This window comes from Microbacterium sp. bgisy189 (assembly GCF_057707225.1).
Genome location: NZ_JBYIPT010000003.1, coordinates 258,667 through 279,532, shown reverse-complemented (window position 1 = coordinate 279,532; position 20,866 = coordinate 258,667). Strand labels below are relative to the sequence as shown.

At 69.1% G+C, this 20,866-nt stretch carries 21 protein-coding genes; 14 read left to right on the top strand and 7 right to left on the bottom strand.

Features of this window, described 5'->3' with window-relative positions:
- Window positions 1-42 precede the first annotated feature (42 nt).
- The 4 genes from AC3ENX_RS06595 (at window position 43) to AC3ENX_RS06580 (ending at window position 4,333) form a co-directional block, all read left to right on the top strand.
- Window positions 43-1,377, top strand: coding sequence for an ABC transporter substrate-binding protein (locus AC3ENX_RS06595; RefSeq protein WP_434811068.1), 1,335 nt, complete (start codon window positions 43-45; stop codon window positions 1,375-1,377).
- Window positions 1,378-1,440: 63 nt separating this feature from the next.
- On the top strand, window positions 1,441-2,283 hold the full coding sequence (locus AC3ENX_RS06590) for a carbohydrate ABC transporter permease (protein WP_434811067.1): 843 nt from the start codon (window positions 1,441-1,443) through the stop codon (window positions 2,281-2,283).
- Window positions 2,280-3,116: a carbohydrate ABC transporter permease gene (locus AC3ENX_RS06585; protein ID WP_434811066.1), complete on the top strand. Its 837-nt coding sequence runs from the start codon at window positions 2,280-2,282 to the stop codon at window positions 3,114-3,116. Before AC3ENX_RS06590 ends, AC3ENX_RS06585 begins: the two co-directional genes overlap by 4 nt.
- A gap of 50 nt (window positions 3,117-3,166) precedes the next feature.
- A complete protein-coding gene (locus AC3ENX_RS06580) occupies window positions 3,167-4,333 on the top strand; it encodes a LacI family DNA-binding transcriptional regulator (protein ID WP_434811065.1) in 1,167 nt (388 codons plus the stop codon).
- Here AC3ENX_RS06580 and AC3ENX_RS06575 read toward each other — a convergent pair.
- Window positions 4,246-4,872 (bottom strand): YesL family protein, encoded by a 627-nt coding sequence (locus tag AC3ENX_RS06575; protein ID WP_434811064.1) that lies wholly within the window; start codon window positions 4,870-4,872, stop codon window positions 4,246-4,248. The two genes, AC3ENX_RS06580 and AC3ENX_RS06575, sit on opposite strands and share 88 nt — an antisense overlap.
- Before the next feature lie 59 nt (window positions 4,873-4,931).
- Window positions 4,932-6,410, bottom strand: a complete 1,479-nt coding sequence (locus AC3ENX_RS06570; RefSeq protein WP_434811063.1) for an SPFH domain-containing protein — start codon at window positions 6,408-6,410, stop codon at window positions 4,932-4,934.
- Between the two features lie 209 nt (window positions 6,411-6,619).
- Between AC3ENX_RS06570 and AC3ENX_RS06565 the strand changes: the two genes are divergently transcribed.
- Window positions 6,620-8,008, top strand: coding sequence for a glycine--tRNA ligase (locus tag AC3ENX_RS06565; protein WP_434811062.1), 1,389 nt, complete (start codon window positions 6,620-6,622; stop codon window positions 8,006-8,008).
- A gap of 177 nt (window positions 8,009-8,185) precedes the next feature.
- On the opposite strand, the gene AC3ENX_RS06560 is transcribed toward AC3ENX_RS06565, so the two are convergent.
- The gene (locus AC3ENX_RS06560; RefSeq protein WP_434811061.1) at window positions 8,186-8,611 is read right to left on the bottom strand and encodes a DUF1801 domain-containing protein; all 426 of its coding nucleotides are present in this window, start codon (window positions 8,609-8,611) and stop codon (window positions 8,186-8,188) included.
- Window positions 8,612-8,614: 3 nt separating this feature from the next.
- Window positions 8,615-9,190, bottom strand: a complete 576-nt coding sequence (locus AC3ENX_RS06555; protein ID WP_434811060.1) for an HhH-GPD-type base excision DNA repair protein — start codon at window positions 9,188-9,190, stop codon at window positions 8,615-8,617.
- A gap of 146 nt (window positions 9,191-9,336) precedes the next feature.
- Between AC3ENX_RS06555 and AC3ENX_RS06550 the strand changes: the two genes are divergently transcribed.
- The 6 genes from AC3ENX_RS06550 (at window position 9,337) to AC3ENX_RS06525 (ending at window position 13,374) form a co-directional block, all read left to right on the top strand.
- On the top strand, window positions 9,337-10,740 hold the full coding sequence (locus AC3ENX_RS06550; protein ID WP_434811059.1) for a protoporphyrinogen/coproporphyrinogen oxidase: 1,404 nt from the start codon (window positions 9,337-9,339) through the stop codon (window positions 10,738-10,740).
- 89 nt (window positions 10,741-10,829) lie between these two features.
- Window positions 10,830-11,195 carry a hypothetical protein gene (locus AC3ENX_RS06545; RefSeq protein WP_434811058.1) on the top strand — a complete coding sequence of 122 codons (366 nt, stop codon included), beginning with the start codon at window positions 10,830-10,832 and terminating at the stop codon, window positions 11,193-11,195.
- Window position 11,196: 1 nt separating this feature from the next.
- Entirely contained in the window at window positions 11,197-11,607 is a 411-nt protein-coding gene (locus AC3ENX_RS06540; protein WP_434811057.1) for a phage holin family protein, read from the top strand.
- Complete coding sequence (locus AC3ENX_RS06535; RefSeq protein ID WP_434811056.1) at window positions 11,597-11,869, top strand: hypothetical protein; 273 nt, start codon at window positions 11,597-11,599, stop codon at window positions 11,867-11,869. Before AC3ENX_RS06540 ends, AC3ENX_RS06535 begins: the two co-directional genes overlap by 11 nt.
- A gap of 185 nt (window positions 11,870-12,054) precedes the next feature.
- Window positions 12,055-12,861 (top strand): uroporphyrinogen-III synthase, encoded by an 807-nt coding sequence (locus AC3ENX_RS06530; protein ID WP_434811055.1) that lies wholly within the window; start codon window positions 12,055-12,057, stop codon window positions 12,859-12,861.
- Window positions 12,862-12,921: 60 nt separating this feature from the next.
- A complete protein-coding gene (locus tag AC3ENX_RS06525) occupies window positions 12,922-13,374 on the top strand; it encodes a hypothetical protein (RefSeq protein WP_434811054.1) in 453 nt (150 codons plus the stop codon).
- A 23-nt stretch (window positions 13,375-13,397) separates the two neighbouring features.
- On the opposite strand, the gene AC3ENX_RS06520 is transcribed toward AC3ENX_RS06525, so the two are convergent.
- Window positions 13,398-14,228: an ABC transporter permease gene (locus AC3ENX_RS06520; RefSeq protein ID WP_434811053.1), complete on the bottom strand. Its 831-nt coding sequence runs from the start codon at window positions 14,226-14,228 to the stop codon at window positions 13,398-13,400.
- Window positions 14,225-15,418 (bottom strand): ATP-binding cassette domain-containing protein, encoded by a 1,194-nt coding sequence (locus tag AC3ENX_RS06515; RefSeq protein ID WP_434811052.1) that lies wholly within the window; start codon window positions 15,416-15,418, stop codon window positions 14,225-14,227. Before AC3ENX_RS06515 ends, AC3ENX_RS06520 begins: the two co-directional genes overlap by 4 nt.
- Before the next feature lie 91 nt (window positions 15,419-15,509).
- On the opposite strand from AC3ENX_RS06515, the gene AC3ENX_RS06510 reads away from it, so the two are divergent.
- The 3 genes from AC3ENX_RS06510 to AC3ENX_RS06500 all read left to right on the top strand — a co-directional run bounded on the left by AC3ENX_RS06510 (window position 15,510) and on the right by AC3ENX_RS06500 (window position 19,316).
- Entirely contained in the window at window positions 15,510-16,574 is a 1,065-nt protein-coding gene (locus AC3ENX_RS06510) for an enoyl-CoA hydratase/isomerase family protein (RefSeq protein ID WP_434811051.1), read from the top strand.
- A gap of 3 nt (window positions 16,575-16,577) precedes the next feature.
- On the top strand, window positions 16,578-17,498 hold the full coding sequence (locus tag AC3ENX_RS06505; protein WP_434811050.1) for a DnaJ domain-containing protein: 921 nt from the start codon (window positions 16,578-16,580) through the stop codon (window positions 17,496-17,498).
- A gap of 222 nt (window positions 17,499-17,720) precedes the next feature.
- The gene (locus AC3ENX_RS06500) at window positions 17,721-19,316 is read left to right on the top strand and encodes an SLC13 family permease (RefSeq protein ID WP_434811049.1); all 1,596 of its coding nucleotides are present in this window, start codon (window positions 17,721-17,723) and stop codon (window positions 19,314-19,316) included.
- Window positions 19,317-19,467: 151 nt separating this feature from the next.
- Here the strand turns inward: AC3ENX_RS06500 and AC3ENX_RS06495 are convergent, their stop codons facing one another.
- Window positions 19,468-20,841, bottom strand: a complete 1,374-nt coding sequence (locus AC3ENX_RS06495) for a D-alanyl-D-alanine carboxypeptidase family protein (protein ID WP_434811048.1) — start codon at window positions 20,839-20,841, stop codon at window positions 19,468-19,470.
- Window positions 20,842-20,866: the final 25 nt, after the last annotated feature.

Below are 20,866 nucleotides of genomic sequence, written 5' to 3'. Positions count from 1 at the left end.
CCTGCACGTGTCCTCGATCCAATGAAGGAAGGCCCCAGGACCATGAACAAGCGCAGGATGGCGACCGTCGTCGCCGCCGGCATCACCGTGACCGCGCTCGCCGGCGCACTGACCGCATGCGGCACCACCGAGGGTGGCACGGGCGACGCTGACGGCAAGGTCTACTACCTCAACTTCAAGCCGGAGCAGGCGGAGGACTGGGTGGCGCTCGCCGAGCAGTACACCGATGAGACCGGTGTCGAGGTCGAGGTGCAGACGGCAGCTGCCGGCACCTACGAGACGACGCTGAAGTCGGAGATGGCCAAGAGCAACGCCCCCACCCTGTTCCAGGTGAACGGCCCCGTGGGGCTCGCCAACTGGAAAGACTATGCGGCCGACCTGACTGAGACCGCCATCTACGAGCACCTCAACGACCAGTCGGTCGCGCTCACGGGTGACGACGACGCCGTGCTGGCGATCCCGTACGTGCAAGAGACCTACGGCCTGATCTACAACAAGAAGATCGTCAACGACTACATCGCCCTGCCGGGCGCGGCAGTGTCGTCGATCGAAGAGATCACGAACTTCGACACGCTCAAGGCCGTCGTCGAAGGCATCCAGGAGAACAAGGACGAGCTCGGCATCGACGGCGCGTTCACCTCTGCTGGGTTCGACCCGTCTTCGGACTGGCGCTTCAAGACGCACCTCGCGAACCTGCCCCTGTACTACCAGTTCCAGGCTAATGGCGTGACCGGGCAGCCCGAGACGATCACCGACGAGTACCTCGACGGCTACCAGCGCATCTTCGACCTGTACATCGACAACTCCACCACCGAGCGCACGCTGCTCTCAAGCAAGACCGGTGAAGACGCCAATGCCGAGTTCGCGCTCGGAAAGGCCGCGTTCTACCAGAACGGCACGTGGGCGTACAACGACATCAAGGGCCAGGCCGTCGCCGACGAAGATCTCGGCATGCTGCCGATCTACATCGGCGCCGAAGGTGAAGAGAACCAGGGTCTGACCACCGGTTCGGAGAACTACTGGGTCATCAACAACGAGGCTTCGGACGCGGACCAGCAGGCGACGCAGGAGTTCCTCGAGTGGGTCATCTCGTCGGACGAGGGCCGTGACAGCCTCGCCAACACCATGGGATTCGTGACGCCCTTCGACACGTTCGCCGACTACCTGCCTTCGAACCCGTTCATCCAGGCTGACGCGGAGTACACCGCGGCAGGCAAGACCGCGGTCACGTGGAACTTCACCGTCATGCCTTCGGAGGAGTGGAAGAACGGCGTCGGCCAGGCGCTGCTGCAGTACGCACAGGAGACCGGTGACTGGAGCGGCGTCGAGACCGCCTTCGTCGACGGCTGGGCCAGCGAGTACGCGCTGACGCACTGATCCAATCGGTGTGCCGTGGGGACGTGACGTCCCCACGGCACACCGCTGTCGAGGAGCATCCACATGAAGAAGTCACTCCGCCGCTGGGGCTGGCTGTTCACCGGTCCGACGGTGGCGGCCTTCATCATCGGATTCATCGTTCCCTTCGCGCTCGGCGTGTACCTGTCGTTCACGGAGTTCCGTACGGTCACGCGAAGCGAGTGGGTCGGCCTCGACAACTACGTCGCGCTGTTCTCCGATGCGACGTTCCTGCATTCGCTCTGGTACACCGCAGCGTTCGCGATCGTCACGACGATCATCATCAACGTCGCCGCGTTCGCGATCGCGTACCTGCTGGTCAAGACGTTCCGCGGGCGAAACCTGTTCCGCTCCGTGTTCTTCATGCCGAACCTGATCGGCGGCATCGTCCTCGGCTACATCTGGCTGCTGCTCCTGAACGGTGTGTTGGGGATGTGGGCGCGCTCGATCACCTATGACGCCTCATACGGGTTCTGGGGCATGGTCATCCTCATGTGCTGGCAGCAGATCGGCTACATGATGGTCATCTACATCGCCGGGCTGCAGTCGATCCCGTCCGAGTTGATCGAGGCTGCCGAGATGGACGGCGCTTCGCGCGCCCGCAGTCTGCGCAGCGTGATCATCCCGCTGGTCATGCCGTCGATCACGGTGTGCACGTTCTTGACCATCACCAATGGCTTCAAGATGTTCGATCAGAACCTTGCGCTCACGAACGGTGCGCCGGCTCGTGAGTCCGAGTTGCTTGCGCTGAACATCTTCAACACGTTCTACGGTCGCGCCGGCTTCGAGGGTGTCGGGCAGGCGAAGGCCGTGATCTTCTTGATCATCGTCGCGATCATCGCGCTCGTGCAGAACCGCTACGCGCGCTCGAAGGAGTCGATCTCGTGAACGACAACCCGCGTCGCCCCTGGCTGTGGACGACCGTCTTCACGGTCATCGCGCTCGCCTACCTGTATCCGATCGTTCTCGTTGTCATCAACTCCTTCAAGAACAAGGTCTACATCGCGTCGGAGCCGTTCGCGTTCCCGACGGCGGAGTCGTTCGTGGGGTGGGAGAACTACGTCCGCGGTATCGAGCTGACCGACTTCATCGCGTCGTTCATGTGGTCGCTCGTGATCACGGTGGGAGCTGCCGCGCTCATCCTCGCCGGAACGTCGATGACGGCGTGGTGGATCGTTCGAGCCGACAACCGCTACGCGAAGACGCTCTACACGACGTTCCTGTTCAACCTCGTCGTGCCGTTCCAGATGGTGATGTTCACCCTGTCGTGGCTCGCCGATTACCTCGGTCTCAGCAACCCCTTCGGACTGTGGATCATCTACCTCGGGTTCGGGGCGGGGCTGGCCGTGTTCATCTTCACGGGCTTCGTGAAGGGCATTCCGTACGAGATCGAAGAAGCGGCGACAATCGATGGATGCGGCCCGGTCCGCACCTTCTTCCTCGTTGTGCTGCCGATCATGAAGCCGGCGGTGATCACGGTCGCGATCCTCGAGGTCATGTGGCTGTGGAACGACTACCTGCTGCCGTATCTCACCCTTGATCTGAAGGATTTCAAGACCATTCCCATCGCGGTCCAGTACCTCAAGGGCGGCTACGGGTCGGTCGACATGGGAGCTATGATGGGCGTGCTCGTGCTCGCCATGGTTCCGGTCATCGCTTTCTACCTGGTGAGCCAGAAGCACATCATCAAGGGCGTCGTTGCCGGCGCGGTCAAGGGATAGCTTCGCGTTCGGCGGCAGTATCCCCATCCGCGGGCAAGGAGGCTCGTTCGGTGTCCGAGATCACCATCAAGGAACTCGCTCGCATCTGCGGGGTGGCCGTGTCGACGGTCTCTCGCGCGATGAACGACCGCTCCGATGTGAACCCTGCGACGCGTGCGCGGATCGTTGCTGCGGCGCAGGCGCATGGGTATGTGCCGAACAGCATGGCTCGACGGTTGAAGATCGGTTCCAGCGACACGATCGCGGTGTTCATCCAGGGTGAGTTCGGTCAGATGCTCATGGAGATCTTCGAGCGTCTCGAAGTCGAGCTGGGCAAGCGCGGTTTCGACACCACGATCGCGCACATCTCCGAACAGCAGCACGATCATGCGTCGGCCGTCGAGCGGGTCGTGCGCGGTGGACGGTTTGCGGGTGTCGTGTTCCTGGGTCGCTACGGCAGCGCTGACCGCGAGGCCTCAGCGCAGCTCAGCCGAAGGCTGGCCGAGATCGATGTTCCGATGGTCTTCTGCACGACGTCTGACTATTCCGGTGTCGAGGTGCAGCGATCGTGGGTGTCTGTCGATGACGCGTCGGGGGCGCGCGACCTGACGGCGCATCTCATCGCGCGCGGTCATCGAAGGATCGGCTTCATCGGCGCGGGTCGTGAACGTGATCACGAACACGCATGGGCGTTGCGTCTTTCGGGCTATGGGGCTGCCCTTCGTGATGCCGAGATCGAGAGCGATGATTCGCTCATCGTCGAGTCGGTGATCGAGTCGCAGGTGTACACGATGCGCAATGGCTATGAGTCGTTGCGACGTTGGCTTCGTCGTGACCCTGATTCGGCACGGGGCGTGACCGCGTTCGTGGCGGCGTGTGACGCGGTGGCGATCGGTGCCGCACGGGCGCTCGACGAGGCGGGGTTGTCGGTGCCGGGCGATGTGTCGCTCGTCGGTTTCGATGGGCTGGATGTCGCAGAGTATTCGCGGCCGCGGCTGACAACGCTCGAGCAGCCGATTGAGGCGATCGCCCAGACCACGGCGCGACTCCTGGTCGAGACGATCAGATCGCCGCGCCGACACGTCGAGCAGGTGTGGATTCGTGGGCGGTTGATCGAGCGCGAGTCAGTTCGAACGATCGATGACGACGTTCAGGCGACGCTGTCCGCTTCGGTCGGCAGCAGCGGTGAGATCGCACGCTCCAAGAGCGGTGACGCCGCGAACACTACGAGCGCGTAGCCGAGGAGCAGCAGAAACGCGACCGCCTGCGGCAGATAGATCCAGGTGGCGACGATCACCGCGGCGACCACGACCTGAATGAGGGCGACGCCTGCGGTGTAGGGGAGGCGCCCGATGGCGATGATGGCTGCATTGCGCAGTGTGCCTGCGACGGAGTTCTCGAAGCGAGCCTGCAGCACCCACACGTACGGAAAGACGAGGGCGTAGACAATCGTGAGCAGAACCTTCAGCACGACGAGTTCTTCTGCGCGAACGAACAGCCAGGTTGAAAGGATCGCTGCGCCGACCAGCCCGACGATGAGCCAGAGGGCTGTCGCCTGCTTGAAGTTCGTGCGGAACGACGTCCAGAACAGGCGGGCGGCGCCGGAGTCGTCGTCTTGAAGGCGTCGAGCCGTGTCGTACGCGGCGGTGAGTCCCGCGCCGAAGGTCACGATCGGAATGGCCGAAAGCACGAGCAGGACGTTGACGACGATGATGTCGCCCAGCGTCTCGGCTGCCCGCCACAGTGGCGCAGCACGATCGAACAGGCGCGAGAACACGTCTCAAGGCTACGCGGCTCCGGCGCTGGTCAACGCCGGAGCCGCGGAACGAGGGTCGATCAGGCCTGCGCGCCGTCGCCGGCGGCGAACTCCTGGCCGATCTCGACGGCACGCGCCACCGACGCGTCGGCGACGGGCTCCTCCGCGGATGCCGAGGCAGTCGCGGCGCGACGCGACGCGCGGGTGGGTGCGGGCTCGTCCTGCAGGCCCTGCGCCATGCCGCGGCCGGTCGCCTGGCCCTGGATGATCTGGCGCAGGTCGATGCCGGTGGCGGCCTCGACGGCGTCGAAGGTGGCGCGCATGCCGGATGCCGACTCCGACGCGATGTGGGATGACGCACCCTCGCCGCCGAGCACCGTGATCGACCCGACCTTGTCGAAGCCGCGGGCGAACTCGGTCATCATCGGCACGAGCGCTTCGAGGGCGCGCTGGGCGAGGAGGGCCTGCTGGTTGCGCGAGAGCGCGTCGGCTTCGGCCTCGATCGCCGTCGCACGGGCTTCACCTTCGACGCGCACGGCGTCGGCGTCGGCCTGGGCGCGAAGGCGCGTGGCCTCTGCTTCCTGTGCCGCGATCTGTGCGCGCGCCTCGGCCGCCTTCACCTGGGCGTAGGCCTCGGCGTCGGCGGCGCGCTGGCGCTGGTACAGGTCGGCGTCGGCGACCTTCTTGATGTCGGCGTCGAGTCGGGCCTGCTTGTTCTCGGCCTGCTGCAGCAGCACCGCCTGCTCGCGCTCTGCGCGGGCCAGGGCTTCGGCCTGCTCGGCCTCGGCGCGGGCGCGGCCGACCTCGGCGGAGGCGGCTGCGGTGTTCTTGTCGTACGCGGTCTGCTCGATGAGGGTCGCCTCGTCGGTCGCGATCTGGCGGGCCTTGACCTCGCGGGCCGCGTTGATGCGGGCGACGTCGGCCTCACGGCGCACACGCTCGACCTCGCTGGCGCCCAGCGCGTCGATGTAGCCGTTCTTGTCGGTCACACCCTGGATCTGGAACGAGTCGAGGATGAGGCCCTGCGAGAGCAGGTCGCTCTTGATGCCTTCGGCGATCTGGTCCGACAGCTTCTGCCGGTCGTTCATGAGCTGCTCGACCGTCAGGGTCGCGACGACACCACGCAGGGCGCCTTCGAGCTGTTCGGTGGTGAACTGCTCGATCGCGCCGTCCTGCGAGAGGAATCGCTCCGCGGCGCGGCGCACGAGCTCGGGCTCGGAGCCGATCTTCACGAGGGCGACACCGCTGACGTTGACCGTGACACCGGTCGAGGACTGCGCGGTCGGCTCCATCTTGATCTGACGTGCGCGCAGCGAGATCATCTCGGCGCGCTGCGTGAGCGGGTTGACGAGTGCGCCGCCGCCGGTGATGACCGAGATGCGAGACGATTCGCCGCTCGCGTTCTTCTGGCTCTTACCGACGATCACGAGTGCCTGGTCGGCCTTGGCGACCTTGTACCAGGCGCGCACGACGATGAGCGCGATGACGAGAACGATGACCAGCGCCACGACGCCGACGCCGATGAGCACGAACAATCCGCCGGCAGTGAGGATATCCACTCCGAACCTGCTTTCCCCTGAGTTGTGGATGACCCTTCGACCGTATCGTGCGGTGACACCGGCCGATGCGCGTCCGAGTTCGAAGCGCACCCTGCAGGCGGTCGCTCAATCCGGCGCCCGACAGCGGCACGACTAGACTGGACGGATGCCGGGGTCTCCGGCATCCGCGCCATCGCGCACCGCACGAAAACGACCATTTGGAGCCACCTGTGGCCGAGCAGTCTCGCCTCGACAAAGTCATCGCCCTCGCCCGTCACCGCGGGTTCGTGTTCCAGGCCGGTGAGATCTACGGCGGATCGCGGTCGGCGTGGGACTACGGCCCCCTCGGCACTGAGCTGAAGGAGAACATCCGCCGCCAGTGGTGGCAGACGTTCGTCCGCGGACGCGGCGACATGGTGGGGCTGGACTCGTCGGTGATCCTGCCCAAGCGCGTGTGGGAGGCGTCGGGCCACGTCGCGACGTTCAGCGACCCGCTCGTGGAGTGCCTGCAGTGTCACAAGCGGTTCCGCGAAGACACGCTCATCGAGGACTTCGAGGCGCGCAAGGGCCGAAAGGCCGAGAACGGTCTCGGCGACGTGCCGTGCCCGAACTGCGGCACGAAGGGCCAGTACACCGAGCCGAAGGCGTTCTCGGGCCTCGTGAAGACCTACCTCGGCGTCGTCGACGACGAGTCGGGCCTGCACTTCCTGCGCCCCGAGACCGCGCAGGGCATCTTCGTGAACTTCTCGAACGTGCTCACCGCGAGCCGCAAGAAGCCGCCGTTCGGCATCGGGCAGGTCGGCAAGGCGTTCCGCAACGAGATCACCCCAGGCAACTTCATCTTCCGCACGCGCGAGTTCGAGCAGATGGAGATCGAGTTCTTCACGCCGCCGGCAGAGGCCGGCGAGTGGTTCGAGCACTGGGTGCAGGCGTGCTGGGACTGGTTCATCGAGCTCGGCATCGACCCCGAGAACATGCGCCAGTTCGACGTGCCCGAAGACGAGCGTGCGCACTACTCAGCGGGCACGATCGACGTTGAGTACCGCTTCGGCTTCCCTGGCAAGGAGTGGGGCGAGCTCATGGGCATCGCCAACCGCACAGACTTCGACCTGTCGAGCCACATCGAGGCCTCGGGCCAGAAGCTCACGTACTTCGACCAGGCATCCGGCGAGACGTACGTGCCGTACGTCATCGAGCCCTCGTTCGGCCTCACCCGGTCCATGATGGCGTTCCTCGTGGATGCCTATCGAGAGGAAGAGGTGCCCAACGCCAAGGGCGGCACCGACACCCGCACCGTGCTGAGTCTCGACCCACGCCTGGCGCCGGTGAAGGTCGCGGTGCTGCCGCTGTCGCGCAACGAGCGCCTGTCGCCGCTTGCGCGTGAGACCGCCGACCGCCTGCGCGGCCGCGGCTGGAACGTCGACTTCGACGACGCCGGCGCGATCGGCCGCCGTTACCGCCGTCAGGACGAGATCGGTACGCCGTTCTGCGTCACGGTCGACTTCGACTCGCTCGACGACAACGCCGTCACCATCCGCGACCGCGACGCGATGGCCCAGGAGCGCGTCGGCCTCGACGCGCTCGAGACCTACCTCGCCGAGCGCCTGCGCGGCGCCTGAGCGTCGCGCGACCGGCGCGACCGTCTCGAGCGGGCGCCGGTCGCGTTCAACATTCAGGCTCCGCGGCATCCGTTCGGGGACCGTCCCGCGGGATTCCGGGCGGGCGCGGCGCGCCGCGCAGCGCGCAGACTGAATATTGAACGGCGCCGTCCGCGACGGGAGTCCTGGACGGCGCCGTCAGTCGGTGACGGTGATCTTCGCGTAGTCGTTGCCGCCGCCGAGCGTGAAGTCGTACGCCTTCTGCACGATCGTGCGCAGCACGTCGTGGTCGACGAGTTCGACGTCTTTGATGTAGACGCAGCCGACGCTCGCGGTGTGCGGGCCGAGCCGGGCGAGTTCGGCCGGGTGCTCGCCGGTGCCGTCGAGCACGTAGAGGGTGGATGCCGCCTTCCTCGGCGCGAACGCGATGAGCGGCATGTCGCCCTCATTGCCCGTCGGGTAGCGGTAGTGGCAGCTGCCGAAGCCGATGATCGTGCCCCACAGTTCGGGCTCGCGACCGCTCACGTCTCGCATGAGTGCGATGAGCGTCTCGGCATCCCGCCTGCGCTTCGCTGGGGTCACTCCGGCGACGAATGCGGCGACGCTGCCTCCGGTGGGTTCCATGGTTCAGCCCTTCGCAGCTTTTGCAGCGGCTTTCGCGGCCTTCTTGTACTCCCGCACCTTCGTCAGCGACTCGGGCGAGACGATGTCGGCCACCGAACGGAACGAGCCTTCGTCGCCGTACAAGCCGGCGGCCTCGCGCCAGCCCGCGCCGGTGTACCCGTACTGTTTGCCGAGCAGCGCGAGGAAAATCTTCGCCTTCTGCTCGCCGAAGCCGGGCAGCGCCTTCAATCGCTTCAGCACGGTGGCGCCGTCGGGGTCGCCCTGCGTCCAGATGGCGGATGCGTCGCCGCCCCAGTCGTCTGCGATCGCGGTGCACAGCGCCTGCGTGCGCGCGGCCATCGATCCGGGAAAGCGGTGGACGGCGGGCGTCTGCGAGAACGCGGCCGCGAACTGCTCCGGGTCGTACCCGCCGATCGCGGCCGCATCGAGCGTGCCGATGCGGTCGGCGATCTTCAAGGGACCTGCGAACGCGGTCTCCATCGCCACCTGCTGGTCGAGCAGCATACCGATCAGCAGCGCCAGCGGGTCGTCGGTGAGCAGCTGGTCGGCGGCCGGGTCGTCGGTGATGCGCAGCGTCATAGCACCAGTGTTCCACTTCGCCCCCGTGTATAACGTCGCACATCCGCGCCGGATCGGGCCGCGCACGCCGATTCCGCGCCGCAGTGGCGCGGATCGGCGACGTTGTGCACGGGTCATCGACAGGTGCCGGGTGAAAGGATGAAGGCATGTCCGACGCGCCCGACCTCGTCCGCCACGCCCGAGAGACCCGCATCGCGGTGATCGGCGGCGGCATCGCGGGGCTCGTCGCCGCGTACGAATGCGCGAAGGTCGGCGTCTCGGTGACGCTGTTCGAGGCGTCCGACCGGCTCGGCGGCACGATCGACGCTGCTGAGTTCGACGGCATCCGCGTCGACGCCGGCGCCGACCGTTGGGCGGCATCGTCCGAAGTGATGCGCGAACTCGTCGACCACCTCAGCCTCGCGGGCGAGGTCGTTGCACCATTGCCGGGTGGGCGGTGGATCGCGGGCCTGCCCTCGACGCCGAATGCCGCGCCGCTGCCGAGTGACAGCGTGCTCGGCATCCCCGCGAACCCGTGGGGCGACGACGCCCGACGCTTCATCGGCTGGTCGGGTGCATGGCGCGCCTACCTCGACCGGCTGCGTCCGCCGCTCACGATCGGGCACGCGCAGGCGCTCGGCGAGTTGGTGCGCGGTCGCATGGGAGCGAAGATCGTCGACCGCATGGTCGCGCCCCTGTCGCTGGGCGTGTTCGGCGTGCACCCCGACGACATCGACGTGCAGGACGCGGCGCCGGGCCTGAGCTCAGCCCTCACCCGCACCGGATCCCTCGCCGGCGCCGTCGGCGAGCTCGGGTCGCAGACACCCGACCCGGCCGTGCTGTCGCTGCGCGGCGGGCTCGTGACACTCGTCGACGCGCTCGCCGCGGCCCTCGACGACCTCGCCGCCGACGTCCGGCTCGGCGCGCCCGTCACGGCGCTGCACGCCGACGGCGACCGGTGGCGACTCGAGGTCGGTGGCGAGACGGCCGAGACGGCCGAGGCGGATGCCGTGATCGTCGCCGCCGACGGACCGTCGGCCCGGTCGCTGCTGCACGGCATCGTCACCCTGCCCGCATCGCACCATGGCGATGAGCTCGACGTCACGACGCTGCTCGTCGACGCACCCGCTCTCGACGATGCGCCGCGCGGCCACGAGGTGCACGCGTTCGACGGCTCGGCATCGGTCGTGCACGCCACGGCGGTGTGGGAGTGGCTCGCCGGCGCGCTGCCCGCGGGACACCACGTGCTGCGCGTCACCCTGCCCGCTCAGCGCGCCGGCGGCGACCGGACCGAGCGGGCTCGGGCCGCGGCGGCGGCGCTGCTCGGTGTCGAAGAACTGCGCGTCGTCAGCGCCGCCTCCGCACGCCGATACCGCGCCGCGCCTGCGGCAGTCCGCGGCCACGCGCAGACCGTCGATACGGTCCGGGCGGCCCTCGAACCCCACCCGACCCTCGCGGTCGTCGGCGCCTGGATCGCCGGCAGCGGGCTCGCGCGCACTGTTGCCGCCGGCATCCGCACGGCCGACTCGGTACGCAGCCGCGCGCTGTGGAGCGACTCGGGAGCGGTGTGACCCCTCGATGTCAACCCCGGATGCCGGAATCGGAATATGCGGCTACCCTGGACGGACAGCGACACCGACAACGAGCGTGAGGAGACCCCATGAAGGGGAAGATTGGCATCGTCGTCGGACTCGCCGCGGGCTATGTGCTCGGCGCGCGGGCCGGCCGTGAGCGCTACGAGCAGATCAAGACCGGCTTCTTGAAGGTCTGGAACACCGACCCCGTGCAGCACCAGGTCGACAAGGTCAAGGACCTCGGCAAGTCGGCCGCGCTCGCGCTGCCGAGCGCTGTCTGGGACGGCGCCGTCAAGGTCACCAAGGCGGCAGCGAAGAAGGGCGCGACGCCCGGGCAGAAGCTCGACGCGGCGATCAAGGCCGGCAAAGAATCGGCCGACGACGTCGCCGAGGCTGCCGACAAGACCGCCGACGGCGTGAAGAAGGCCGTCGACGACGCGAAGAAGAAGTGACATGAGCACGCCTCGCGGCTTCCGCGATCGCAACGACGACAGCCTGTTCACGCTGCTCGGCGAAGTGCCCGAGCTGGTGCGCAACCTCGTCGTCGCAGAGATCGACTCGGCCAAGAAGTGGGCCAAGAGCGCCGGCAAGGACGTCGGCATGGGCGGCGTCTGGTTCATCGTCGCGCTGTTCTTCTTGTTCTGGTTCATCCCGGCCGCCGGTGCGTTCACCATCATCGGGCTGTCGTCGTGGATGCCGGCCTGGCTCGCCTCGCTCATCGTCGCGGGCATCGGGCTGCTGCTCGCGGTGATCTTCGCGCTGCTGGGCGTCGCCCGCATCCGACACCTCTCCCGTTCCGAGAACCCGGCGAAGGCGCTCAGCACCGACGCCGCCATCGTGAAGGACGTCGCCGATGAGTTCTGAGCTTCCCGTTCCCCGCACCGCCGTGCCCGTCGGCATCACCGACCCGGTCGAGAAGGCCCGCGCCGAATTGAAGGCGGCGCTGTTCGCGATCGAAGAGAAGGCGAACGTGCCCAAGCGGGTCGCGGTCGCTGCCGATCAGGGCATCACGAGTGCGCGGCGCTTCAGCCGCGAGAGCCCCGCGATCGCAGCGGCTGCCGTCGTGGGCGTTGCCGTCGCGGTGGGCGCAGCCGTCTGGGGCATCGTCCGGCTCTACACGCGCTGATCCGCTGCCCCCGCCGCCGCCGGCACCGCCGCCCGGGGGTATGCTCGTCTGCAAGCAGCGGCAAAGACGCAGACGCTGCCGATGACGTTTCTCGCACCTCGTCGCCCCGGTGACGAGTGGGGAGGGCGTGCATCGGTTGCTCGAACGCCGGGCGACCGATGATGCAGCATCACGAGAGTCGACCCATGAACACAAAGCCCCTCGCTTCGGACCAGAAGGCCAAGCCCCTCAAAGGCTGGCGCGTCCTGGTGCCCCGCGGCGGCCCCTGGGGTGACGGTGTGGCGGCGACCCTGCGTGCGCAGGGAGCGACGCCCGTCATCGCACCGCTCATCAACTTCGCACCGTCTCGTGATCAGGCGACGCTCGAGCAGTCGCTCGCCGACCTCGCCGCAGGCGCCTTCGACTGGCTGACCGTCACCAGCGCGACCACTGTCGACGTGCTCTACGCCTACCGGGCCGTGATCCCCGCATCCACGCAGATCGCCGCCGTCGGTGAGACCACGGCCGCCGCGCTCACCGCCGTCGGATACCGCGTCGATCTGGTGCCCGAAGACGACAACTCCGCCGCGGGCATGGCTGCGCAGCTCATCGCGCTCGAGTCCGAGCCCCGCCGCATCCTCACGCTGCGCAGCGAGATCGCCAAGCCCGTGCTCACCCGAAAACTCAGCGAGGCCGGGCACGATGTGCGCAGCGTCGTCGCCTACCGCACCGTCGGCGTGCCCGCGACCGAGCGCATCGCCGAAGACGTCCGCTCAGGTCGCATCAACGCGATCCTCGTCACGAGCGGCTCGGTCGCCGAACAGGTCCACGCGCAGTTCCCCGAGATTCCCACCGAGACCGTCATCGCGGCGATCGGCCCGCGTACCGCGAAAGACGCCCGCAAGGCGGGCCTGGGCATCAAGGTCATTGCCCGTGAACAGACCGTCGACGGGCTCATCGAAGCGGTCTCGCGCTTCGCGTTGCCCCACGCGAGCGACGAATTCGCGATCTGACACCGGATCGTTGCCGCACGGTGACCGTCTCGTGAGGCCGACGCTGGCAGACTGAGGGCCATGGTCACCTTGCTGCTCGACTCGACCCGACTCGAAGTGCGGCTCTCGGTGACCGAGCGCGCCCTGTCGCTGCACCGAGGCGACGTGCACGTCGAACGCTCCGGCATCCGAAAGGTGCAGCTCGTCGACGATGCGTGGACGTGGCTGCGCGGCGTCGCGAGCCCCGGCACGCACCTGCGGGGCGTGCTCGCGATGGGCACGTGGAAGTCGGCCGCCGGGTCGGACTTCGTGATCGTCCGACGCGGCCGCCCAGCTGTCGTCATCGACATGGCCGAGGATGCGGAGTTCTCGCGTCTCGTGCTGTCGACCCGCCACGGCCTCGCACTCGTGCAAGCCCTGCGGGTCGATGCCGCAGGGGAGCCGACCGATGTGGTCTCGCTCGCGACGGGGGCTGTTCCGGTGCACCGCCCGTCGCCGGCACCGGCACCGGCACCGCGACCCGCGACGGCGTGACCGGGCCTGCCGCGTGACCGGCGTCAGTTGACGTCGCGCCGCCAGCTCACCAGGTGGCCGAGTACGACGAGCACGACGCCGTAGCCGAGCAGCACGAGGCCGCCGATCCACCACTCGAGGGCCGCGACGTCTGTGGTCGCACCGGTGAGGCCGGTGAAGATGCTCGCGCCGACGAGCGCGTCGGAGGCGGCGCCCGGCAGATACTGGGTCGCCTCGGACACGCCGTCGACGAACCCACCGATCATCCGCAGGATCGGTTCCAAGAACTGTGTGAAGGCGATCACGCCCACGACCGCGGCGACCTGGTTGCGCACGAGGGTTCCGATGCCGAAGCCGACGATCACCCAGATGATCATGGCCAGCAGCATCCGCCCGATCATCGCCCACGTCTCGGTTTCGCCCAGCAGCGGGTCGACGCCGAATGCGGCCAGGAGCGCCGCGCCGGGTCCGACGGTGATGACGACGGAGATCACGCCGTACAGCGCCCCCATGACGACACCGGCGAGCAGCTTGCCGCCGAGCGCGATGCCGCGCCGCGGCACGGCGAGGAACGTCGGGGTGAGCGTGAGGTGACGGAACTCGCCCGTCACCAGCAGCGTGCCGATCAGCAGGGGGAAGACATAGCCGATCGCGGTCGCGAGGCTGTAGACCATCGCCGGCAGCATGTCGGCGGGCAGCGGCGGCATGCCGCCGCCGGCCTGGTCCAGCGACCCGTCGACGTTCAACGCGAACACGGCGGCAAGACCCGCCGCGGTCGGCCCGATGTACACGACGAGCACGACCGCGAGAATCCACCACATCGACGTCGTGAACTGCTTCGTCAGCTCAGACCGGGTCGCACGTGCGAGGCTCATGCTCGTCCCCCTTCGTCGTTGTCGTCGAAGTCGGGCGGGATCACGAAGATAGCCTCGGTGATGGCCGGCTCATAGGGCTCGTCGTGCGCGGCACCCGGCGCGGCGGTCCGGGCCGTGGGCGCCGCGGGCTCGAGTTCGGCGGGCGCTGCGGTGCCGGCATCCGCCGTTGCGGCAGGTTCGGATGCCGGGGTCGCCGCGGGCTCGGTGGCGGCGTCGTCGGTGCGCAGCGCGGGTGCGGCCTCCTGATCTCCGCCATCGGCCTCGGCACCGGCATCGGCGTGCACCGACGCGTGCACACGGACGCCGTTGACGAGGTCGAGGAACACCTCCTCCAGCGCCGGACCGCGACGCTGCAGCGTCGACAGCGCGACCCCGGCGGCCGCCGCGACCGCACCGACCGTGGCGGTGTCGGCGCCGTGCACCGTGAGCCCTGAGCGCATCGCATCGTGCGACAGGTCGGCGTCGGTCAGCGCCGTGATCAGGGCCGCGCGGTCGGGCGCGTCGACGACGGTCGCGAATTCGTCGGCATCCGTCAGTTCGTGCAGCGCACCCTGAAAGACGAGGCGGCCACGACTGATGATCAGCAGGGCGTCGACCGACTGCTGGATTTCGGCGAGGATGTGCGACGAGACGAGCACGGTGCGGCCCTCCGACGCCAGCTGCCGCAGGAACCCCCGCATCCATTTGATGCCTTCGGGGTCGAGCCCGTTCGACGGTTCGTCGAGCACGAGCACGCCGGGGTCGCCCAGCAGCGTGTAGGCGAGGCCGAGGCGTTGGCGCATGCCGAGCGAGAAGCCGCCCACCTTGCGCCCGGCGGCATCGGCGAGCCCGACCTGTCCGAGCACCTCGTCGACCCGCGAGCGTGCGATGCCGGCGGCCTGCGCGTACACCGTGAGGTGGTTCGCCGCGGTGCGTCCGGGGTGAAAGCTCGAGGCTTCGAGGGCTGCCCCGACCGACTGCAGCGGAAACCGCAGGTCGGCGTAGCGCTGTCCGCCGATCGTGGCGCTGCCCGATGTTGCGCGCACGAGCCCGAGCAGAATGCGCAGGCTCGTCGTCTTGCCGGCGCCGTTCGGACCGAGGAAGCCGGTCACCACGCCCGGCTGCACCTCGGCGGTGAGCCCGTCGACGGCCGTGATGGCGCCGAATCGCTTGGTGACGTCGGTGAAGCGAAGGACGTGTCCCTCGGGCATTGCGCGGCCTCTCGTCGTCGGGCGGTCCTCACCATCCTGACGGACGAGACCCGTCCGCGCCGCCAGCAACGCCGCAGGGGATAATGACGGAATGAGCAGTGCGCCCCCGTCGTCCCAGGTCATGGTCCGCACCGAGGGGAGCGTCGGCAGGCTCACGCTTGACAGGCCCAAGGCCATCAACGCGCTCGACCTCGGCATGATCCGAGACCTCGCCGCTGCGCTCGATCGCTGGGAGCATGACGCTGACGTGCAGATCGTGCTGCTCGACGGCGCCGGCGACCGGGGACTGTGCGCCGGGGGAGATGTGCGTGGCCTCTACGACCTCATCGTCGATGGGCGGGCAGACCAGACCGGCGAGTTCTTCCGGGCCGAGTACGCACTCAACGCGCGCATCGCCGAGTATCCGAAGCCGGTGGTCGTCTTCGCCGACGGCATCACGATGGGTGGTGGCATCGGCCTGGCCGGGCACGCCGCCGTCCGTGTCGTGACCGAGCGTTCGAAGCTCGCCATGCCCGAGACCCGCATCGGATTCACCCCCGATGTCGGCGGCACCTGGCTGCTCGCACATGCACCGGGCCGCCTGGGGGAGTACCTCGCGCTGACGGGGGCGACGATGGATGCCGCCGATGCGATCGCCACCGGATTCGCCGACCACATGGTGCCGTCGGATCGGCTCGACGACCTGCGCGACGCGCTCGTGACCCGCGCCGACCCGCAGACGCCGACCGAGCTCGTGCTGCTGTTCGACGAGACGCCCGAACCGTCGCGGCTCATCGCGCAGCGTGCGTGGATCGACGACGCGTTCGCCGCCGACTCCGTCGCCGAGATCATCGCCCGGCTCGACGCACGCAGCGAACCCGAGGCGCACGCCGCCGCCCAGACCCTGCGCGAGCTGTCGCCGACGGGTCTTGCCGTGACCCTCGCCGCCGTCCGCGCTGCCCGCGACCTGCCGAACCTGCGCGCCGCGCTCGAGCAGGAGTACGGCCTCGTCATGTGGTTCGCGACGAGCCGGCCCGACCTCGTCGAAGGGATCCGCGCGCAGCTGGTCGACAAGGATCGCAACCCGGCATGGCAGCCGGCATCCGTCGACGACCTGCCCGACGGACTCGGCGCCGAAGCGCTCGCCGCGACGCCCTCGACCCCGCTCTGGAGCTGACGCGTGTTCGACAGTCCCCTGTCGGCGTCGGCCTACGAGGTGCTCACCGTCGCGCCCGACGCCTCCGACGAGGAGCTGCGCCGCGCCTACCGGCTGCGGCTGCGTCAGACCCATCCCGACACCGGCGGTGACGCGGCGCTGTTCGTGCAGGTGCAACGGGCGTGGGAGCTCGTCGGCACGCCCGAGGCCCGTGCCGCCTACGACCGTGGGCACGGGTTCGGCGCATCGTACGAGCCCGACACCCCGCAGTGGCGCCCACCGCACGCGCCGAACGACACCCGCCCGCGCGCCCGCTCGTTCGGTCAGCCCGGCGGCTGGCGTCGCGAGCGGTACCTCACCCTCATGCGCGAGTGGAGCGGTCGCGGCACGACGCTCGAGAACCCCTACGACCCGGCGCTCGTGCGGCGTGCGCCCCGCGAGATTCGGCGGCTGCTGGCAGACGCGATCGCCGAGGAGGCGACGGCACGCATCGTCGGCGAACTCGGCATGGGCTACACGGTCTGGCACGACGTCGCCGTCGACCCCCGAGACCCCGACGCGAAGCTCGATCACATCGTGCTCGGCCCGAGCGGGCTCTACGGGCTGCTGTCAGAAGACGTCGGTGGGCCGATCCGGCTGCGCCGCGGTGAGATCATCGGCGACGGCGTCGACGGCACACCGGTGGCGACCCTCGTCGCACGCACTCGCGCGATGGCGCGCTTCGCCCGTGTGAAGTTCAGCGGTGTCATCGTCGTGGTGCCCGACGACGACATCGCCACGGCGATCGAAGAACTCGGCAAGGTCAAGGGTGTGCCGGTCGCGGTCGTCGCGCAGTCGGCGCTGTCGACCGTGTTGCGCCGCGGCGTCGCCGGCGCCCGCGACATCGGCGGCAACGAACTCTTCGACATCCGCACCCGTCTGCAGCAGGTCGTGCAGTTCGCCTGACCGGGCCTCCCCGCCGCCGCCACCCTCTTGCCGCCCCTGCCGTCCGGGTTGTGCACAACTGCGGGGATGCGGGGCGACACGCCGCCGCATCCGGTCGTCGGCCCGGCGTGTCGGGTGTCAGGCCCGCAGTTGTTCACGGGCTTGGACTATGGACACGGGCGGAGATGGGGTGACAGTGGGGTGGGGTCGGGTGACCCCGCCCGGGGTCACTAGGGTGGGACCATGGACCCCGCGGTGTGGACTTTCATCGTGCTGGGGCTGGCGATCTTCGCGTTCGTCAGCAACCGCGTGCCGCTCGCGGTGATCGCGGTCGGCGTCGTCCTGGCGCTGTGGGCGACGGGCACGCTCACCCTCGCGCAGGCGCTCGCCGGATTCGGCGATCCGACGGTGCTGTTCATCGCGTCCCTGTTCGTCGTGAGCGAGGCGCTGGATGCCACGGGCGTGACGGCCTGGGCGGGTCACCAGGTGATCAGCCGGGCCGGCACCGACCGGCGGCGGCTCACCGCCATCATCGCCCTGCTCGCCGCCGCACTGTCGGCGTTCATCAGCATCAACGGCGCCGTCGCGGCCCTGCTCCCCGTGGTCGTCGTGGTCGCCGTGCGTGCCGGCCTCGTCCCGTCGAAGCTGCTGATCCCGCTCGCCTTCGCCGCGAGCGCGGGGTCGCTGCTCACCCTCACCGGCACGCCCGTGAACATCGTCGTCTCGGATGCCGCCGCCGCGGCCGGCGGTCGCGCCTTCGGGTTCTTCGAGTTCGCCCTCGCCGGCATCCCGCTGGTCGCCCTCACGGTGCTGGTCGTCGTGCTGGGTGGCGACCGGCTGCTGCCGGACCGGGTGCCCGACCGGGTCGCCGACGTCGCGCCCGACCCCCGCGCGCACGCCCGCGCCCTGCGGGAGAGCTACGCGGTGAGCCTCGACACCGGGGTGCTGTTCGGCGCACGCGACGGCGCGGCCGAGGTGCTGGTCGCACCGCGCTCGGCCCTCATCGGCACCACCGTCTGCGCGGGCATGACCACCAGCGACGAGAGCATCGTCATCCTCGCGGTGCGCCGCGGCGCCGAGGCGCCCGACCCGGCGCATCCCGCCCGCGACATCGCCGGTGCCCTCACCCTGCAGGCCGGCGACGCCCTCCTCGTGCAGGGCCCCTGGGAGTCGCTCACCCGCTACACCGCCTCGCCCGACGTGATCGCCGTCACCTCGCCGCAGGCGCTGCAGCGGGCGGTCCCGCTCGGCCGCGGTGCCCGCCGAGCCCTCGTGATCCTCGGCGTCATGGTCGTGCTGCTGGCGACCGGGCTCGTGCCCCCGGCGGTGGCGGGACTGCTCGCCGCCGGTGCGCTGATCGTCACCCGCGTGCTGACGGTGCCGCAGACCTACCGCGCGATCTCGTGGACCACCGTCATCCTCATCGCCGGCATGATGGCACTGTCGGCCGCCTTCACCTCCACGGGAGCCGCGGACCTCGTCGCCGACGGCGTGCTCGCCCTCATCGGCCGCGCGTCGCCGCACCTCGCGCTGCTGGTGCTGTGCGTGCTGACGATGGTGCTCGGGCAGTTCATCTCCAATGTCGCCACCGTGCTGGTGGTCGCCCCCATCGCGGTGGCGATCGCCGCCACGCTGGACGTCAGCATCCAGCCGTTCATGATGGCCCTCACCGTCGCCGGGGCGGCGGCCTTCCTCACCCCGGTCGCCACGCCCGCCAACGTGATGGTCATGCAGCCCGGCGGCTACCGCTTCGGCGACTACTGGCGCCTCGGGGCCCCGCTCACGGTCGGGTTCCTCGCCGTCGCGGTGCTGTACGTGCCGGTGATTTGGCCTTTCTAGCCCCTGGCGCCGCGCGCTCGGGAGGAACTCTGCACTCGGGAGGCTGATCGCCGCCGCCGCGGCCCTCCCGAACGCCGTTCCCCTCCCGAACGCGCGCCGAACCGTGCGCTCGAAGGATGCCGGGAGCCGGCGCTCAACTGCACCCCGGCACTCACCCCAGCCCGAACAGCTCGAGCGGGTGGGTGAGTCGCCACCACCCGTCGGGGTCGGTGATCGTCGCCGTGAGCGCAAGCGGTGCCGTCTGCGCGTTCACCGGACCCTCGAATGACACGGTCCCGGCCGGGTCGCCGTCCTCGCGATCGGCCGCCGCCTCGCCCAGGTCGAGCGCAGGGGTGGATGCCGCAGACGCGCCGTTCCACGCGAGCACCGACACGTCTTCGGTGGTGACGATGTCTGCTGAGTCGCCCCAGAGGGTCGTCACAGAACCGGCGACCGTTCCCGCAGGAAGGGTGACCGGGGTCTCGGCTTCGGCGACGACCTCATCGAGCAGCCGCTCCGCTTCGTCGAAGCGGGCGTCGTTGCCGATCTGGCCGAGCACGACGGCGTAGACGGTGACGACCGCGTCGGTGGCGTCGATGTCGCGGGCCGCGAGCAGGTTGTAGTCGCCGTACAGGGTGCCGGTCTTGAGCCCCACCGCGCCGTCGTCGAGCAGTTCGTTCGTGTTCTCGACCTCGCCGGCGCCGGGCAGCTCCACCGATTCGGTGGCGACGATCTCGGCGAGTACCGGATTGTCGAGGGCGGCTTCGCCGAGGTCGATGAGCGCGGCAGGTGTCGCAACGTTCTCCTGGCTGATGCCACTCGGGTCGACCACGACGATGTCGTTCAGGCCGTTGGCGTCGAGCCACTCGGTCGCGGCGGCGGAGAACTCGGCATCCGTCGGCCAGGTGTCGGCGGTCAGCAGCTCGGCGTAGTTGCCCGCGGAGCCCATGAGCATGCCCTGCAGCAGCTGGTAGGTCGTGAGGGTGCCGTCGACGGGCACGTCGAGCGCCGACTCGCCGCGCGCAAGGTACTCCCAGTAGCGGTAGCGATCGGCCCACGTGATCTCGCGCTCGGGACCCTGCTCGCCAACCTCGAGCGGCGTCTCGTCGAGCACCATGAGTGCGGTCACGAGCTTCGTGATGCTCGCCATCGGCACGGCCTCGTCATCGGATGCCGCGACCGTCTCCAGCCCGTCGACCCCGACCGCGGCGCTGCCGTTCTCCGGCCAGCTGACGGCGGTCTCGGGTGCCGCCACGGTCGCGATCTCGGCCGCCGTCACGGTGGGCTGCACGTTGTGCAGCGGCCACAGCAGTGCTGCGCCGGTGTACGCGCAGGCCAGCACAAGCACCGTCGCGATCGGCACGAGGAAGAACGTGGGTGGGATCCGTCGTCGCGGCCGACGGGCCAGCAGGTCGGGCGCGCGTCCGCGAGCGGGCACGGTGGGCTGGGCGCCCGACATGATGCGTTCCTCGTCCACCCACGCGAGCGCCGTCGTGCCGGTCGAGGGGTTGCGAGGTGCGCCGTCGGGGTCGCGCGCATCATCCACGCGACAAAACTACCGTGACCGTCGG